The 17,120-nt window shown below is 59.2% G+C and carries 13 protein-coding genes; 10 read left to right on the top strand and 3 right to left on the bottom strand.

The window, feature by feature from the left end:
* Window positions 1-103: 103 nt before the first annotated feature.
* From pyrC to V6R85_RS05575, 5 genes are all read left to right on the top strand, one after another.
* Window positions 104-1,141, top strand: a complete 1,038-nt coding sequence (gene pyrC, locus V6R85_RS05595; protein ID WP_111784804.1) for a dihydroorotase — start codon at window positions 104-106, stop codon at window positions 1,139-1,141.
* A gap of 168 nt (window positions 1,142-1,309) precedes the next feature.
* A complete protein-coding gene (locus V6R85_RS05590; RefSeq protein ID WP_003503621.1) occupies window positions 1,310-2,008 on the top strand; it encodes an orotate phosphoribosyltransferase in 699 nt (232 codons plus the stop codon).
* Window positions 2,009-2,107: 99 nt separating this feature from the next.
* The gene (locus V6R85_RS05585) at window positions 2,108-3,034 is read left to right on the top strand and encodes a carbohydrate kinase family protein (protein ID WP_020011013.1); all 927 of its coding nucleotides are present in this window, start codon (window positions 2,108-2,110) and stop codon (window positions 3,032-3,034) included.
* Window positions 3,035-3,158: 124 nt separating this feature from the next.
* A complete protein-coding gene (locus tag V6R85_RS05580) occupies window positions 3,159-4,124 on the top strand; it encodes an acetylxylan esterase (RefSeq protein ID WP_111791939.1) in 966 nt (321 codons plus the stop codon).
* Window positions 4,121-4,849 carry an esterase family protein gene (locus V6R85_RS05575; protein WP_111833733.1) on the top strand — a complete coding sequence of 243 codons (729 nt, stop codon included), beginning with the start codon at window positions 4,121-4,123 and terminating at the stop codon, window positions 4,847-4,849. The genes V6R85_RS05580 and V6R85_RS05575 overlap by 4 nt, the downstream gene beginning before the upstream one ends.
* Window positions 4,850-4,864: 15 nt before the next feature.
* Here V6R85_RS05575 and V6R85_RS05570 read toward each other — a convergent pair whose 3' ends face one another.
* The 3 genes from V6R85_RS05570 to V6R85_RS05560 all read right to left on the bottom strand — a co-directional run bounded on the left by V6R85_RS05570 (window position 4,865) and on the right by V6R85_RS05560 (window position 9,301).
* The gene (locus tag V6R85_RS05570) at window positions 4,865-5,734 is read right to left on the bottom strand and encodes an ornithine carbamoyltransferase (RefSeq protein WP_111833732.1); all 870 of its coding nucleotides are present in this window, start codon (window positions 5,732-5,734) and stop codon (window positions 4,865-4,867) included.
* A gap of 89 nt (window positions 5,735-5,823) precedes the next feature.
* Window positions 5,824-7,449 carry a glucose-6-phosphate isomerase gene (pgi, locus tag V6R85_RS05565; protein ID WP_111833731.1) on the bottom strand — a complete coding sequence of 542 codons (1,626 nt, stop codon included), beginning with the start codon at window positions 7,447-7,449 and terminating at the stop codon, window positions 5,824-5,826.
* A gap of 139 nt (window positions 7,450-7,588) precedes the next feature.
* Window positions 7,589-9,301, bottom strand: a complete 1,713-nt coding sequence (locus tag V6R85_RS05560; RefSeq protein ID WP_060722850.1) for a long-chain fatty acid--CoA ligase — start codon at window positions 9,299-9,301, stop codon at window positions 7,589-7,591.
* A gap of 359 nt (window positions 9,302-9,660) precedes the next feature.
* Here V6R85_RS05560 and V6R85_RS05555 point away from each other — a divergent pair, with 359 nt between their 5' ends.
* The 5 genes from V6R85_RS05555 (at window position 9,661) to V6R85_RS05535 (ending at window position 16,992) form a co-directional block, all read left to right on the top strand.
* Window positions 9,661-10,710 carry an ABC transporter ATP-binding protein gene (locus V6R85_RS05555; RefSeq protein ID WP_003503604.1) on the top strand — a complete coding sequence of 350 codons (1,050 nt, stop codon included), beginning with the start codon at window positions 9,661-9,663 and terminating at the stop codon, window positions 10,708-10,710.
* Between the two features lie 155 nt (window positions 10,711-10,865).
* Window positions 10,866-11,882 (top strand): extracellular solute-binding protein, encoded by a 1,017-nt coding sequence (locus V6R85_RS05550; protein WP_111833730.1) that lies wholly within the window; start codon window positions 10,866-10,868, stop codon window positions 11,880-11,882.
* A 73-nt stretch (window positions 11,883-11,955) separates the two neighbouring features.
* Window positions 11,956-13,632, top strand: a complete 1,677-nt coding sequence (locus tag V6R85_RS05545) for an ABC transporter permease (RefSeq protein ID WP_020810559.1) — start codon at window positions 11,956-11,958, stop codon at window positions 13,630-13,632.
* Window positions 13,633-13,813: 181 nt separating this feature from the next.
* Window positions 13,814-16,003: a TonB-dependent siderophore receptor gene (locus V6R85_RS05540; RefSeq protein ID WP_111833729.1), complete on the top strand. Its 2,190-nt coding sequence runs from the start codon at window positions 13,814-13,816 to the stop codon at window positions 16,001-16,003.
* A gap of 107 nt (window positions 16,004-16,110) precedes the next feature.
* A complete protein-coding gene (locus V6R85_RS05535) occupies window positions 16,111-16,992 on the top strand; it encodes a helix-turn-helix domain-containing protein (protein WP_162695464.1) in 882 nt (293 codons plus the stop codon).
* The last annotated feature ends 128 nt before the right edge of the window (window positions 16,993-17,120 follow it).

Below are 17,120 nucleotides of genomic sequence, written 5' to 3'. Positions count from 1 at the left end.
AAAAAAATGACATTTACAGCCGCCCGATGGACTTTGGCGGCTGTTTTCCCGCGGCAAAAGATGCTAAGCGGGCGCCAATTCCGTCATGCTCCGAGGTATCCCGATGAAGTCGCTCACCCTGCGCCGCCCTGATGACTGGCACCTGCACCTGCGTGACGGGGCAATGCTGGAAGGGGTGATCGGGGATACGAGCCGCCATTTCGCCCGTGCCATCATCATGCCGAACCTGGTGCCGCCGGTCGTCACCACCGCCGATGCCCGCGCCTATCGCGAACGCATTGTCAGGGCCATTCCGGCGGGCGATCGTTTCGAGCCGCTGATGACCCTCTATCTCACCGAGGACACTCAGGCCGACGACGTGGAAGAGGGCAAAAAAAGCGGCCTCATCACCGCCGTAAAGCTCTATCCGGCTGGCGCGACCACCAACTCCCACGGGGGTGTGCGCGATTTCAACAAGGCCATGCCGGTTCTGGAGCGCATGGCGAAGATCGGCCTGCCGCTCTGCGTGCATGGCGAGGTAACGACACCGGAAGTCGATATTTTCGACCGCGAGAAAGCCTTCATCGATACGGTTCTGGAACCCCTGCGCCAGCGTCTGCCAGAGTTGAAGGTGACCATGGAGCACATCACCACCCGCGACGGCGTGGATTATATCAAGTCGTCCAAGGCCAATCTGGCCGGCTCGATCACCACGCACCACCTCATTATCAACCGCAATGCCATTCTGGTCGGCGGTATCAAGCCGCATTATTATTGCCTGCCCGTTGCCAAGCGCGAGGAGCACCGGCTGGCGCTGCGGGCTGCTGCGACTTCGGGCGACGCCCGCTTCTTCCTCGGCACGGATTCCGCCCCGCATGTGGACCCGCTGAAAGAATGCGCCTGCGGCTGCGCCGGCATTTACACCTCCATCAACACCATGAGCTGCCTTGCCCATGTCTTCGAGGATGAAAACGCCCTCGATAAACTGGAAGCCTTCGCTTCGCTCAACGGCCCGGCCTGGTATGGTCTTGCACCGAACGAGGAGACGATCACGCTGGTCAAACGCGAGAAGCCGGTGTCGTTTCCCGCCAAGATCGAGACGGGCGCCGGGCCGGTGACCGTATTCGACCCGATGTTCCCGCTTCATTGGGATGTAAGCTGATTTTTTTGATGACCGCCGGCACTGCCGGCGGTTTTGTTATGGTCCCCAGGCATTCGCCCTTCGGTGCCGCCTGCGGATGCCTGCAATGCTGAATCGAGACGCTGTGCTTTCCGAAAACCGATCCGGGTTTTCGGAGCGATAAACCAAGGCCGAAAAAGGAGAACGCCTATGAACCATTTCACATTCACTGACCGCACCGTTGTTGCGGAACTGGTTGCGAAGATGTTGTGGGAAATCAAGGCGGTCCATTTCAATTCCGAAAGCCCCTACACCTTCGCTTCAGGCATGAAGAGCCCGGTTTACATCGATATGCGCAAGCTCATCTCCTTCCCGCGCATCCGCTCGGCGGCAATGGATTTTGCGGCGGCGGCTGTCATGCGCGAGGCCGGTTTCGAGAAGTTCGACTGTGTGGCGGGCGGTGAAACGGCCGGCATTCCCTTTGCCGCCTTCCTTGCCGAGCGCCTTGGCCTGCCGATGATCTATTGCCGCAAGAAGCCGAAAGGCCACGGCCGCAACGCCCAGATCGAAGGCCATATGCCTGAAGGCGCACGCGTTCTCGTCATCGAGGATCTGACGACGGCCGGCGGCTCGATGTTCACCTTCATCGACGCCATCCGTGCGGCGGGCGGTATCGTCGATCACGGCATTGCGCTCTTCTATTACGGCATCTTCGAAGAGGCCGAAGCGCGCTTCGCCAACGGCAATGTCAAGCTGCATTACCTGACGACCTGGCGCGACGTTCTGGCGGTCGCCCGCGCTGAAAAACTGTTTGACGAAGAGACCCTGTCCGAGGTCGAGGCCTTCCTCGATAACCCCCTGCCGTGGTCGGCAAAGCGCGGCGGTGTCAGCGAATTGCCGCAATCGTGATTTCGGATGCGGCCAGCCCGGTTTTGCGGCTGGCCTTCCGATCGATCTTCGTCTAAATCGATTTAAGTCCATTTGATTTGCTGTTTGAGGAGGACCGTAATGATCCTGTGTTGTGGTGAAGCCCTGATCGACATGCTGCCCCGGCAGACGACGCTGGGTGAGGCTGGTTTTGCCCCCTATGCAGGCGGAGCGGTCTTCAACACGGCGATTGCGCTGGGGCGTCTCGGCGTCCCGTCCGCGTTCTTCACGGGTCTTTCCGACGACATGATGGGCGATATCCTGCGGACAACCCTGCGGGCGAGCAATGTGGATTTCAGCTATTGCGCAATGCTTTCGCGGCCGACCACGATCGCTTTCGTCAAGCTCGTCGATGGCCATGCCACCTACGCTTTTTATGACGAGAACACTGCCGGCAGGATGATTACCGAGGCCGATCTTCCGGCACTTGGTGCGGATTGCGAGGCGCTGCATTTCGGCGCCATCAGCCTCATTCCGGAACCCTGCGGCAGCACCTATGAGGCGCTGCTGGTGCGCGAGCACCAAAGCCGCGTCATTTCGCTCGATCCGAATATCCGCCCTGGTTTCATCAAGGACAAGCAGGCGCATATGGCTCGCATCCTCCGTATGGCGGCGAAGTCTGACATCGTAAAATTCTCCGACGAAGACCTTGAATGGTTCGGAGTGGAAGGCGACGAGGAGACGCTTGCACGCCACTGGCTGCATCATGGCGCAAAACTCGTCGTGGTCACCCGGGGCGCCAAGGGTGCCGTTGGTTATTCGGCCAATTTCAAGGTGGAAGTGGCGTCCGAACGGGTAGAGGTAGTCGATACGGTCGGTGCGGGCGATACATTCGATGCCGGCATTCTCGCTTCGCTGAAAATGCAGGGCCTTCTGACCAAGGCGCAGGTTGCCTCGCTGACGGAAGAGCAGATCAGGAAGGCTTTGGCGCTGGGTGCGAAGGCTGCGGCGGTCACGGTCTCGCGGGCCGGCGCGAATCCACCCTTTGCGCATGAGATCGGTTTGTGATGGGCGCGGTTGAACCATTTTGAACAGGTGGTTCAACACTCTTCCCGCCGCTAAAGCCGTAAAAAACCGTTATTTCGATATTATGAAGCTTGTGTCCGCTGTTTTTTCACGAAACAAGCATCGCATGAGCGTTCCCAAGTCCCATCCTTTTGATTTCGACCCGACCTATGGCATGCAGCGTGAACAGTTGCTGGCCATCACCCCGCCCGAGGCGCCGCCGGGCTTCGATGATTTCTGGAAAAAGCGCCATCGCCGCGCGCTCGCCACGGATCCTCGACCGGTACTGCGCAAGAGCAGGCTCAGCGACCCCCGCTGGCATGTCCTCGATATGACCTACACCTCCACCGGCGGTTTTCGTATCGGCGGGTGGATGCTGCTGCCGCGCGAGGGGCAGGTGCGTCGCGGCCTCGTTGTGGGCCATGGTTATGGCGGTCGCGAGGCTCCTGATTTCGACGTGCCGGTGGAAGAAACAGCCGTGCTGTTTCCCTGTTTTCGCGGGCTTTCGCTGAGCGCCTGCCCGCCGATCTCGTCCGACCCGGCCCTCCATGTTCTCTATAATATCGACAGGAAAGACGATTACATCATTGGCGGCTGCGTCGATGATCTGTGGGTTGCCGTTTCCACGCTCATAAGCCTTTATCCCTGGCTGGACGGGCAGGTGGGTTATAGCGGCATCAGTTTCGGCGGCGGCATTGGCGCCCTGGCCATCCCTTTCGACGAGCGTATTGATCGCGGCCATCTGGTGGTCCCGACATTCGGACACCGGCCGTTCTGGCTGACGCTGCCCACCGTCGGCAGCGCGGATGCGGTTCAGACGTACCAGAAGACCCATGCCAATGTGCTTGAAACGCTGCGCCTGTTCGATGCCGCCTGCGCCGCCGCCCGCATAAAAGTGCCGATGCTGGTCGCGCCTGCGCTTTTCGATCCGGCAGTGGCGCCGCCTTGCCAGTTCGCGGTGGCCAATGCGCTGCCACAATCAAAATTTAATGAAATCTTCATCCTCGACGCCGGACATTTCGATTACCCTGACAGCGCATCGCAAGATGCGGTCCATAAGGACAAGGTCAGACGGTTTTTCAAGGTGCTATGAAACGCGAATATCTCCGCTGGTATAGTCAAAGGCTCCATCGCGACATGGAGCTGTTAATATTCGGACATTCTGGCGCCAAAGTGCTGATGTTTCCCACCCGCGACGGGCGTTTCTTCGAATATGAGGAACTGGGCCTTGTCGGTAGTCTGGCCGACAAGCTAGAGGCGGGCCACCTTCAGCTTTATTGCATAGAGGGGCTGGCCAGAGAGACCTTCTATGCGGCCGGGCATCATCCCGCCGATCGCATTCGCCGGCATGCCGCTTTCGAAGAGTATATTCTGAACGAAGTGCTGCCGCTGATGGCCGAGAAAAACCCGAATAGTGACACGATCGTGCAGGGCTGCAGTCTCGGTGCATTTCAGGCCGCCAGCCTCGTCTTTCGCCACCCGCATCTGTTTCGCAAGCTCGTCGCCTTTTCCGGTCGTTATGATCTGACGATGAAGGTGGAATCCTTCGGTGATCTGTTCGACGGTTATTACGATGACGACGTCTATTTCCACATGCCGAGCCATTTCCTGCCGGGCCTCGCCTGCCCATGGCGGCTTGATCACCTGCGGCGTATCGACATGGTCTTCACCATCGGCGATGCCGACCCGTTTCTGGACAACAATCATCATCTGAGCCGGGTTCTGTTGGACAAGCAGGTGGGGCATCAGATGCATGTCTGGGAGGGTCGCGCCCACCGGGCAGGGGCATGGCGCAAGATGGCGGCGCTTTATATTTGAGGTCTGGCCCGCGTCTCAGGCGAGCAGGAATTCCATCAGGGCATTCTGGGCATGTAGGAGAAATGCCTTCGCTGCCCGGCTCTGGCAGCCCGGGTGCACCATGGCGTCCGCCGTCACCTCCTGACCACGCGCGACCGGCGGGCAGGGCAAAAAGATCGCATCGGGCCGCATCCTGTCGAGAAGGGATGCGGAGATGCGGTAATCGGCCAGATGATGATCAGGGCCGGCTGGCCAGGAATCGGTAATGACCACATCCGCATCCAGCAACTCTGCCATATCAGTGCTCACCCGGAAGTTCGGATTGATGAGCGCGGCATCGGTGACGTGCCATTGATCGTGGTAAACCTGTGTGACCTGAATGGGCAAGGAAATCGAGGCTTCGACCCATGAGCGCAAAATATTGGCGTCCGATGTCACACCGACGATTTTGAGGTCGTCTATCCGGCCTCTTACGCTTTTGACATAGGCCAAATCGCCAAGCGTTTCGCATGGATGATTGGACTTCGTCCGCGCGTTGATGACAGGCGCGCGCATTTCGGCTGCAAGCGCCCGGAGGGTCGAGAGTTCCTTCGTGCGGACGATCAGCAGGTCGAACCAGTTGTCGAGATAGCCCGCCAAATCGGCAATGTCTTCGCGGCCGTTAAAGCTGATCGGAACGGTAACGCAAATGCCGCCCATCGCCTGAATGCCGAGATCGAATGCCGCGGTATTGCGCCAGCCGGTGTCATCAACGATCAGCCCGATGCGCTTTCCCTTCAGGGTCTGTGGCGTCGCGGCCTTTGACCAGTCCTCGGCCAGAGCGCCCGCGCGGTCGATGATCGAGAAGACCGCATCCGCGGGCAGGTCGTGAAACTCCAGAAAGTCCTTGCCCGGCGGCAACGGCATATGCGCCTCCAAAACGATATTCGACCAACGCTGTATTGAAAAAAGCCGGAAGTCTGCTTCCGGCTTTCGTAAATTGCGGCGTGTGGGGTTTATCCCGCCAGTCCCGCCAGCGCCTTCACCAGTCCCTGTGTCGAGCTGTCATGGCCGGCAGCGCTTTCCTTGCCTTCAACGACGGGAAGCAGGCCGGTCGCCAGTTCCTTGCCAAGCTCCACGCCCCACTGGTCGAAGGAGTTGATGCGGAACAGCACGCCTTCCACGAAGACGCGGTGTTCGTAAAGCGCGATCAGGCGGCCAAGCGCAAACGGCGTCAGCTTGTCGTAGACGAAGGTGATGGACGGACGGTTGCCGGTGAAGACGCGGTGCGGCGCGATGAAATCGGCGAGCTTGTCTTCCATGCCCTTGGAGGTGAGCTGGGCTTTCGCTTCGGCCAGCGTGCGGCCCTTCATCAGCGCTTCCGATTGCGCCAGGCAATTGGCGATGAGAAGCTGGTGCTGATGGCGCAGTTCTGGCTCAAAACCGTTGGCGGCGATCATGAATTCCGCCGGAATGACGCTCGTGCCCTGATGGATGAGCTGATAGAAGGCGTGCTGGCCGTTGGTGCCGGGTTCGCCCCAGACAACCGGGCCGGACTGGCCTTCGACCGGCGTGCCGTCGATGGTTACGCCCTTGCCGTTCGATTCCATGTCGAGCTGCTGCAGGTAGGCGGGGAAACGCGAGAGCCGCTGGTCATAGGGCAGGATCGCCCGGGTCGGATAATTCAGCACGTTGCGGTTATAAAAACCGATGAGGCCGAGCAGCATCGGCAGGTTTTCGCGGATCGGCGCCTCGCGGAAATGCCTGTCCATGGCGTGCGCGCCATCCAGAAACTTGCCGAAATTGTCCGGTCCGATGGCGATCATCAGTGGCAGGCCGATGGCCGACCAGATCGAATAACGTCCGCCAACCCAGTCCCAGAAACCGAAAACGCGGTCGCTTTCGATGCCGAAGGCGGCGACCTTGTCCAGCGCGGTCGAAACGGCAGCGAAATGGTGCTTTACGGCCTCTTCACCCAGCTTCTCGGCGATGAACCGGCGCGCCGTGGCGGCATTCGTCATCGTTTCGATGGTGGTGAAGGTCTTGGAGGCGACGATGAAGAGCGAAGTCTCGGGATCAACGAGCTTCAGCGTGTCGGCAATATGCGCGCCATCGATGTTGGAAACGAAATGCGCGCGTGGGCCATCATGGAAAGGTGCGAGCGCCAGCGTCACCATCACGGGGCCGAGATCGGAGCCGCCGATGCCGATATTGATGACGTCGGTAATTTTCTTGCCAGTCGCGCCCTTCAGCGAACCGGAACGGATCGCATCGGCAAACTTGCCCATGGCCGCCAGAACGGCGTTCACATCAGGCATCACGTCCTTGCCGTCAACGAGAACCGGCGTGTCGGAGCGATTGCGCAGCGCGGTATGCAGCACGGCGCGGTCTTCGGTGAAGTTGATGGCTTTGCCGGAGAACATCTCCTCGCGCTTTGCCTCGACGCCGCCTTCGCGTGCGAGCTGTTCGAGAAGCGTGACGATCTCCTCATTCACGGCGCATTTGGAATAATCCATCAGCAGGTCATCGAATTTGGCGCTGAAACGGCTGAATCTCTTGTCGTCGGCCGCAAAGGCGGCGCGAAGATCGGTTGCGGCTGTGCTGCTCGCCGTTGCTTTCAGTTTTTCGATGGTGGCCTGCATCTTGTGCTCCTCGGCTTCCGTGGAAGGATGAGGAAACTATTCTTTTTCAGGCGGCCAAATCAAGGCGACTTTGATAAAAGAAAAGGGCCGGGATGAAAGAAAGAGCCGGTCGCCCGGCTCTCCCCATTGGCTGAAACAATCAGTTCAGATTGCGCAATTCGCGCCGCAAGATTTTGCCGACATTCGATTTCGGCAGCTCGGTGCGGAACTCGATGATTTTCGGCCGTTTGTAGTTCGTCAGGTTCTTGGCGCAGAAGGCCTTGAGCTCCGCTTCCGTCAGGGACTGATCCTTCTTGACCACGAAAAGTTTGACGGTTTCGCCGGAATGTTCATCCGGAACACCGATTGCCGCGCATTCCAGCACGCCCGGATGGCTGGCCGCCACTTCTTCCACCTCGTTCGGATAGACGTTGAAGCCGGAAACGAGGATCATGTCCTTCTTGCGATCGACGATCTTGGTGTAACCGCGCTCGTCCATGAAACCCATGTCGCCGGATCGGAAGAAGCCGTCCGCGGTCATGGCCTTTGCCGTTTCATCCGGCCGCTGCCAGTAACCGGCCATGACCTGCGGACCACGGATGCAGATTTCGCCGACTTCCCCTGTTGGCAGGCTGTTGCCGTCCTCGTCGCGAATATCGATTTCGGTCGAGGAAATCGGCAGGCCGATGGTGCCGCTGAATTCCGTGGAATCGAGACGATTGACCGTTGCAACGGGTGATGTCTCGGAGAGGCCGTAACCTTCGGCAATCGGGCAGCCGACGATCGAAAGCCAGCGCTCCGCAACGGGCCTTTGCACCGCCATGCCGCCGCCGAGAACCAGAATGAGGGAGGACAGATCGAGCTTGCGGAAATCCTCGTTGTTCATCAGCGCGTTGAAAAGCGTGTTAATGCCGGGGAAAACATGCGGCTGATAATGCGCCAGCTCCTTCACGAAGCCGGGAATATCGCGCGGATTGGCGATCAGCAGGTTATGGCCGCCGAGCGCAATGCCCATCAGCGAATTCACCGTCAATGCGAAGATGTGGCACAGCGGCAGCGCGCAGATGAAGTTGAGAACCTCCGGGCGATCTTTTTTGCCATTGAAGGCCGCGTCCAGCCATAGGCTGATCTGGACCTTGTTGGCCAGAAGATTGGCATGGGTGAGAACCGCACCCTTGGATACGCCGGTTGTGCCACCGGTATATTGCAGGAAGGCGATGTCCTGCGCCGTGAGGCTGACCGGCTTCAACGAAAATCCCTGACCTTCCTTCAGCATCGCCTTGAAGCCGATGGAGCCGGGGATGGTGTAGGCGGGCACCAGTTTCTTGACCTTGCGAACCACCAGATTGACGATATGCCCCTTGAGACCAAGCAGATCGCCCATCGCCGCGACGACCACATGCCGGACAGCGGTTTTTGGCACCGCCTGCTGCGCCACATGGGCGAAGTTTTCCAGCACAAAGATCGCCTTTGCGCCGGAATCCTTAAGCTGATGTTCCAGTTCGCGCGGTGTGTAGAGCGGATTGACATTGACCACGACCATGCCAGCTCGCAGGATCCCGTATACGGCGACGGGATTTTGCAGGATATTCGGCATCATCACGGCAACCCGGTCGCCTTTTTCCAGTCCTCTGGATTGCAGCCAGGCGGCGACCGCGCGGGTTTCAGCGTCCAGTTCCCGATAGGTCAGGGACTTTCCCATGCTGGAAAAGGCCTTGCGGTCGGCAAATTGCGCACAGCTCTTTTCGAGAAGTTCGACAAGGGAGGCATGGGCGGATGCGGGGATTTCGGAAGGTACGCCCGGCGGATAGGATGCCAGCCAGCGCTTCTGTGCGCCGACATTTTCCGGGTGTCCCAGGGACAGTTCACTCATGCTTCTCCTCCCAGAGTCTTTGTTGCGCCGCGTATTCATTGAAATACGTTAACGGCGCTTTCGGCTGCCTGATGTTCACGAGGCTCCCGCATTCAACCGGCCCAATCGGCCGGGTTGAGGAAACCTCATGTGGCGTCACCGGATCGACCGCTCCTCTCGCTCCCCGGTAACGAATGATAGACGCGTAATCCCTTGGCGTCCATCTCGTCGGCAAAACCTATTTAACTCTAACGTAAACGTCAATATTGCTGCCGCACATCTCGCCAACTCGTGAAGGGAAATGCATTTTTCCCGGCTTTTTTGACTTTAATCCTGATTTGAGCGATCAACATAATTCGCAAAGCAGGGCAGGATTGGAAATGGCAGGCAGGGCAGCGCTTGAACTGAAATCGGTCGGGAAAAGATTCGGCGATACGGACGTGCTGTCCGATATCGATCTTTCCGTCGAACGTGGCGAAATCATTTGTCTGGTGGGGCGCTCCGGCTGTGGAAAATCGACCCTGCTGCGCATTGTGGCGGGCGTGGAGACGCCGGATCATGGCAGCGTTTCCCTGAACGGCGCTGTCGTTGCCGGCCCCGCTGTTTTCGTGGAGCCGGAAAAGCGCAATATCGGTTTTGTCTTTCAGGATTACGCGCTGTTTCCGCATCTCACCGTCGAGCAGAATGTCATGTTCGGTCTTCGCACTTTGCCGAAGGTGGAGGCTCGCCGCCGCGCTGCCGAGATGATCGAACATGTTCACCTGCAGGAGCTGGCAAAACGTTATCCGCATACGCTTTCGGGCGGTGAGCAACAGCGCGTGGCGCTTGCCCGTGCGCTTGCACCGCAGCCCGGCCTGCTCCTGATGGACGAGCCCTTTTCCAATCTGGACAGGGGGTTGCGCGACAGCGTGCGTGAGGAAACGCTCGGCCTCCTGCGGCAACTGGGCACGACGGCGATCATGGTCACCCATGATCCGGAGGAGGCGCTTTCCGCAGGTGACCGTGTGGTTCTGATGCAGCGCGGACGTATCGTGCAGAGCGGCACGGGTTACGAAATCCATGACAATCCCAAAACCCGCTATGCCGCCGATTTTTTCTGTGCCTTCAACAAGATCGAGGGCCGGGTGAGAGAGGGGCGTGTTGAAACGCCGCTCGGCCTGTTGGGTGACGCCTCCGATCTGCCCGATGGTCTCGCCGCCGTCGCTTATGTTCGCCCCAATGCGATTTCGATCATCGAGGACGGCGCCGCGAAAGAGGGGATTGCCGGCGAAATATCGAGCCGCGTTTTTCTCGGCGAGATCGAGCAGCTTGGCATAGCCGTGCCCGGACTGCCTTCCGACCTGCGGGTCAGGACGATGCAGCGCACACCCGCCCGGACCACGGCGGTGCGCTTCGGTATAGACCCCAAAGGGGTTCTCATCTTTACCTGAAGTTGAATGAATGGACTGGCGCTTTTATTCCCTGTCTATTTTCAACTCTTGGTGATCGCAGCGGCTCAAAAAACCAAGAAATAAAACTTGATTTGGGCCGTCATGTATGATGTCTGCTCCCCCTATATTGCCGCTATCGGAGAGGGAGACAAAACATGACGAAATTTACGAGATTTGCCCTGCTTGCCAGCACGGTTGCCTTTGCGGCCGGAACGGCCAGCGCTGCTGAACTCAACATCTACACCACCCGCGAACCGGGCCTGATCCAGCCCCTGCTGGAATCCTTCACCGCTTCGAGCGGCGTCAAGGTCAACACCGTATTTCTGAAGGACGGTCTTGCAGAGCGCGTTCTGAGCGAAGGCGCAAGCTCGCCGGCCGACGTTCTGATGACGGTGGATGCGGGCAACCTCGTTGATCTCGCTGAAAAGGGCGTCACCCAGGCAGTTGAATCCGAGACTCTCACGAAGGTCATCCCGGCTGAACTTCGCGACGCCAAGGGCCATTGGTTCGCGCTTTCCATGCGCGCTCGCGTTCTCTACGCGGCGAAGGATGTCGATCTCGCCTCCTTCAACTATGAAGATCTGGCGGATGCAAAGTGGAAGGGCAAGGTTTGCATTCGCGCCGGTCAGCATCCCTATAACACGGCGCTGTTTGCCGATTACATCGCCCATTACGGCGCTGCGGACACCGAGAAGTGGCTTGCCGGCGTCAAGGAAAACCTGGCCCGCAAGGCAGGCGGCGGCGACCGCGACGTTGCCAAGGACATCCTCGGTGGCATTTGCGACATCGGCATCGCCAACTCCTATTATGTCGGCCTGATGCGCTCGGGCAAGGGCGGCGAGGAGCAGGTGAAGTGGGGCGACGCCATCAAGGTGGTTCTGCCGACCTTCAAGAACGGCGGCACGCAGGTCAATATCAGCGGCGCGGCTGTGGCCAAGAATGCTCCGAACAAGGCGGAAGCCGTCAAGCTGCTGGAATATCTCGTTTCGGACGAAGCCCAGAAGATCTATGCTGAAGCCAACTACGAATATCCGGTCAAGCAGGGTGCTGCTCTCAACGAGATCATCGCTTCCTTCGGCACGCTGAAGATCGATAACAAGCCGCTGACGGAAATCGTCTCGCATCGCAAGCAGGCAAGCGAGCTAGTCGACAAGGTCGGTTTCGACAAGTAAAGGCCAATCAGCGATAACATGGTGGAAGGCGTTCGCATCTGCGGGCGCCTTTCCGCGTATTTTCCAAAAGCACATGAATCCAGACGCCATCCAGCCATTGACACCTCGTGCCCGAGCCAGGTTTTCATCCTCCTTCTGGTGGCTGTGCCTCTCCGTGCTGGCGGTCTGTGGCGCCATGGTGCCGGTTCTGGCGCTTGTCTCACAGGCTTTGCAGGGGTCTGAAGGCCTTTGGGCGCATCTCGGCTCGACCGTGCTCTGGACGGCGCTTCCGGATACGGCGATCCTTCTCGCTGGTGTCGGGCTACTGGCCGGTGTCATTGGAACCTATGCCGCCTGGCTGGTCACCGCCTATGATTTTCCCGGCCGCAGATTATTGGAATGGGCACTGCTGCTGCCGCTGGCCATGCCCACCTATATCGTTGCCTATGCCTATCTCGATATCCTGCATCCCATCGGGCCGGTGCAGGGTGCGATCCGCTGGCTGCTCGGTTATTCAAGCCCACGAGAATTCCGCCTGCCGGACATAAGGTCGATGACGGGCTGCATCGTTCTCCTCGGCTTCGTGCTGTTTCCCTATGTCTATATTCCCGTGCGCGCCATGTTCCTGACGCAAGCGGGCAACCTGCTGGAAGCGGCTCGCACGCTCGGCGTTTCAAGACGCGCGGCTTTTTTCAAGGTCGCGGTGCCGCTGGCGCGCCCGGCGATCGCGGTCGGCATCAGCCTTGCCTTGATGGAAGCGCTGAATGATATCGGCGCATCGGAATTCCTCGGCGTCCGCACCCTCACCGTTTCCGTCTACACCACATGGGTCACGAAATCCGACCTTCCGGGTGCGGCGCAGATTGCGCTCTCCATGCTGTTCATCGTTGTCGCCCTTGTGGCGCTCGAGCGCTGGGCGCGGCGCAAGCAACGTTACGCGGTTTCTGCACAGAAAAGCAGGGAACTGGAACCGCTGCGGCTCACCGGCCTGAAAGGCTGGGGCGCCTTCGTGCTCGGCAGTCTGCCGGTCCTGATCGGCTTCGTAGCACCCGCGAGCTATCTCGTCATTGAGGCTTGGAAGCGCTTCCGCTTCAGCGGCCTGTCGGCCCGTTTCGCCGATGAGGCTCTGAACACCATCCTCTTTGCCGGGCTGGCGACGGTGATCACGCTTATCCTGGGCCTTGCCGTTGCTTACGCCATGCGCCTTGCACCGGGACGTCTCGCGCTCTGGTCCTATCGTCTTTCGACAGTGGGTTATGCTGCCCCCGGCACGGTCATCGCCATCGGGGTACTGATTGCACTCGGCGGTTTCGACCGGGTTGTCGACCAGACTATGCGTGGCTGGTTCGGCATCTCCACCGGCCTGATCTTCATCGGCAGCGGCGCGGCCCTCATCTATGCCTATTCGGCGCGTTTCCTCACCATTGCCGCGGGCGGCGTCGATGCCGGCCTCAGCCGCATCCCGCAATCCTTCGATCATGCCGCGCGTACGCTCGGGCGATCCGCGACGCAGACATTCCGCCAGATTCATCTGCCACTTTCCAAGGCGTCGCTTGCGGCGGCGGCGCTGCTGATCTTTGTCGATTGCGTCAAGGAACTTCCCGCCACGCTTCTCCTGCGGCCGCTCAATTTTGAGACCTTCGCCACCCATCTTTATGGTGAAGCGGCGCGCGGCACTTATGAGGAGGCGTCTATCGCAGCCCTGGCGATTGTCGTCATCGGCATGCTGCCCGTGGTGCTGCTTGCGAGGATCGGCCGGCGCAAGGGCTGACATCCACGCCTTGCCTCACAAATGACGGGTCCGAAAAACTGTGCGAGAAGCCAATAAGATTCAAATCCGCCCCGAAAACGACAAGCATCCCCACTTAATCATGATGTAAACACTCATCTTAATTGAGGTGCTGCGGCCTGTCGGATAAGGACATCGGCTGCGATCTGTTTCGGGGCATATCTTGAAAAATTTGCATGGGATGTTTTTGAGCCGTCTGGCTTTGGGCACGGCCGCCATTGTTTTGCTGGCGCCAGCTATGGGCCACGCGCAGGACACAACCGTTCTGCAGCAGATTACCGTTGAAGGGCAGGGGGCGGAAAACGCGACAGGTCCGGCCCGGGGTTATGTCGCAAAGAAAAGCGCGACCGGTTCGAAAACCGAGACGGAAACCAAGGATATTCCGCAATCCGTATCGGTCGTCGGCCGCCAGGAAATGAACGCCCGCGGCGCGGTGACAAAAATCGATGAAGTGCTGCGTTACACCCCCGGTGTGACAGCGGAACCCTTCGGCACGGACCCGGACACGGACTGGATTTATATTCGCGGTTTTCAGGCCACCCAGACCGGCGTGTTTCTGGATGGTCTGAACCTGTTCAGCTACGGTTTCGGCGGTTTCCAGATGGATGCCTACGGTCTGGAGCGCGTGGAAGTCCTGAAAGGCCCCGCCTCGGTGCTTTACGGCGGCGCCAATCCCGGCGGCATCGTGCAGATGGTCCGCAAGCGCACGCAGGATGAGCCGGTGCGCGAAACGGAAATCGGCATCAATAATTTCGGCAATGCCTTCTTCGGCTTCGATCTCGGCGACAAGGTCGATGGTGAGGGCGTGTGGAAATACCGCGTCACCGGCAAGGTCTCCGGCGGCGACAATTACACTGACTATTCCGAGGATTTGCGCGGCTTCATCATGCCGCAGATCACCTTCGAGCCGGATGCGCAGACAAGCGCTACGCTCTACGGCTATTTCTCGGCGCTCGATCAGGTCCATATCGGCAACGGCTTCCTGCCCTATGTCGGCACGGTCGTGGACGCGCCCTTCGGCAAGCTCGATCGCAAGGCCTTTTATGGTGAGCCGGATATCGATAATGGCCGTGTCTACCAGTCGATGGTGGGTTACGAAGTCAGCCATGAATTCGACAATGGCTGGAAAATCAGCCAGAACGCCCGTTACGGCCACCTCTACAAGCACGAGACCGGACCCTATGCGGGCGGCTGGGCCAATACGGACGCCAATGGCCAGCCGATCCTCGATGCCACCACCGACGATTATATGCTGACCCGCTTCGGTTATGACGGCGTGTCGAAGGTCGACAGCTTCGGCGTGGATAACCGTGTTGAAGGCGAGTTCGATACCGGCGCGGTCAACCATTCGCTGCTCTTTGGCCTCGACTATAAATATTACCGGCTGGATCAGGTGCAGGCCTGCTGCGGATCGAATTCGATCGGCGCGCTCAACCCGGTCTATGGCTCGACGCAGGGAACGAATTTCGTTTATGCCGACAATATCGTGACCCAGCAGCAGATCGGCATCTACGCCCAGGATCAGCTGCGTTTCGGCGATGGCTGGCTGGTCACGCTGAACGGCCGTTACGATTATGTCGATACGGAACTGAACAACAGGCTGCCTGCCGGCCTGTCCCGCCGCTCCAATGACGATGCGTTAAGCGGCCGCGCCGGTCTCGCCTATGAATTCGACAATGGCCTGACGCCCTATGTCTCGGCTGCCACCTTCTTCAATCCCCTCATCGATACGCTTGCCGACGGCACCCCCGCCGTACCGGAGGAGGGACACCAGTTCGAGGCGGGTATCAAATATGAGCCGACCTTCTTTGACGGCAGCATCACCGCCTCCGTCTTCAAGCTGGTCAAGGACAATGCCATCGTGTCCTATACGGCGGGCGGCGTGACCACGAGCGGCCAGTTCGGGCAGGTGGAATCCACCGGCTTCGAGCTGGAGGCCAAGGCCAATCTCAGTGAGAACTGGAAGACCATCGCGTCCTATTCCTATACCGATCTGGATATCACCAAGGATGCCAATCCCAACCTGATCGGCAAATCACCATGGATCGTGCCCGCCCACACCGCCTCGCTGTGGCTGGATTACGCCTTTACCAATGATGCGCTGGAAGGCCTAAGCCTTGGCGGCGGCGTGCGGTATCAGGGCAAATCCTGGGCGGATGCGGCCAATACGCTGCGCGTGCCGGATGCCGCCGTCTTCGACGCCGCGATCCGTTATGAGAAGAACGACTGGACCGCATCGATCAACGTCGCCAACGTCTTCGACAAGGAATATGTGAAGAGCTGCGCCGGGGTCTCCGTCTGCGGCTGGGGCGATAGCCGCACCATCACTTTCAAGCTTTCCAAGAAGTGGTGATGGGCGGCCAAAGGCCGTAGTTGCGGGAAAATTGGTTTGCCACTATAAACATGAATAGATTTATCATGTTATAGTGGCGCCATGGCGCCCTGCGGGATCGAGAGGCCATGGCTTTCCGCGTGCGGATGGAAAATGAGATCGAGGGTTTTGCCGTCATTGGCGGCCCGCGCTCGAGGATGTGGAACGGCATCGTCGCCGATCTCTGGGACGTGCGCTGCGCCCCGAAGGCGGGTGGCCGTTATGTCGGCAAGGACCCGCGTTTCGTTTTCCTGCTCGATATGGATGGGACGGATGACGGCCGCTTCATGATGAACCGCTGCCGCCGCGATAATTACGGGTCGTCAAAGGCGAACCGGATTTCCTTCGTTCCCGCCGATCTGGATGTTCATGCGGAACTGAGCAATGTCTCCTTCGTGCGCCACCTCGATCTGCATTTCGATGCGGGATTGCTGGGTGCCCGGCTGGTGCAGGGCTTCGATCCGCACGGGCTGCTCGATCCGCATCTGATGTTCGAGGATGAGCGCCTACTGGCGCTGGCGCGACTGATTGCTGCCGAATGCGATAATCCCGATCCGCTGCACGACCTCTATGGCGAAAGCCTCGTGCTGGCGCTGCTCATGGATTTCCTGAAAGTGAAGCGGGAACCGGTCAAGAAACGCAGCAAGCTCGCCGCCTGGCAATTAAGGGCGGCGACGGACTATATCCGCGAACATTGCCTGCGGTCGATCCGGCTGGAGGAGCTGGCGGAACTCACCAACCTCTCGCAATCCCATTTCAGCCATGCCTTCAAGGCCTCTACCGGCGTGCCCCCGCACCAGTGGCAGATGCAGGCGCGCATTGATCGCGTCAAGGAATTGATGATGCGGACCGACATGGCGTTGACCGATGTCGCCATCGCCGCCGGTTTTTCGGACCAGGCGCATTTCTCCCGCGTCTTTCGCAAGATGGTCGGTGTTTCCCCCTCCGTCTGGCAGAAGATCCGTCAGTAGGCACGGATTTCGTTCCATTTTCCTCCAAAAAAATTCCCGCCGAGGCGACTGGAGCGCAGGGGAACGAATTGCCTGTCGCGGGGTTTACCAGACGTGACCTCAAAGAGGAAAAACAAGGAGGAAAGGCA

It is taken from the genome of Agrobacterium sp. CCNWLW32, assembly GCF_037083425.1.
Classification (GTDB): Bacteria; Pseudomonadota; Alphaproteobacteria; order Rhizobiales; family Rhizobiaceae; genus Agrobacterium; species Agrobacterium radiobacter.
Note: the sequence above shows the minus strand (reverse complement) of the source record. Positions and strands in the feature narration are given on the sequence as shown.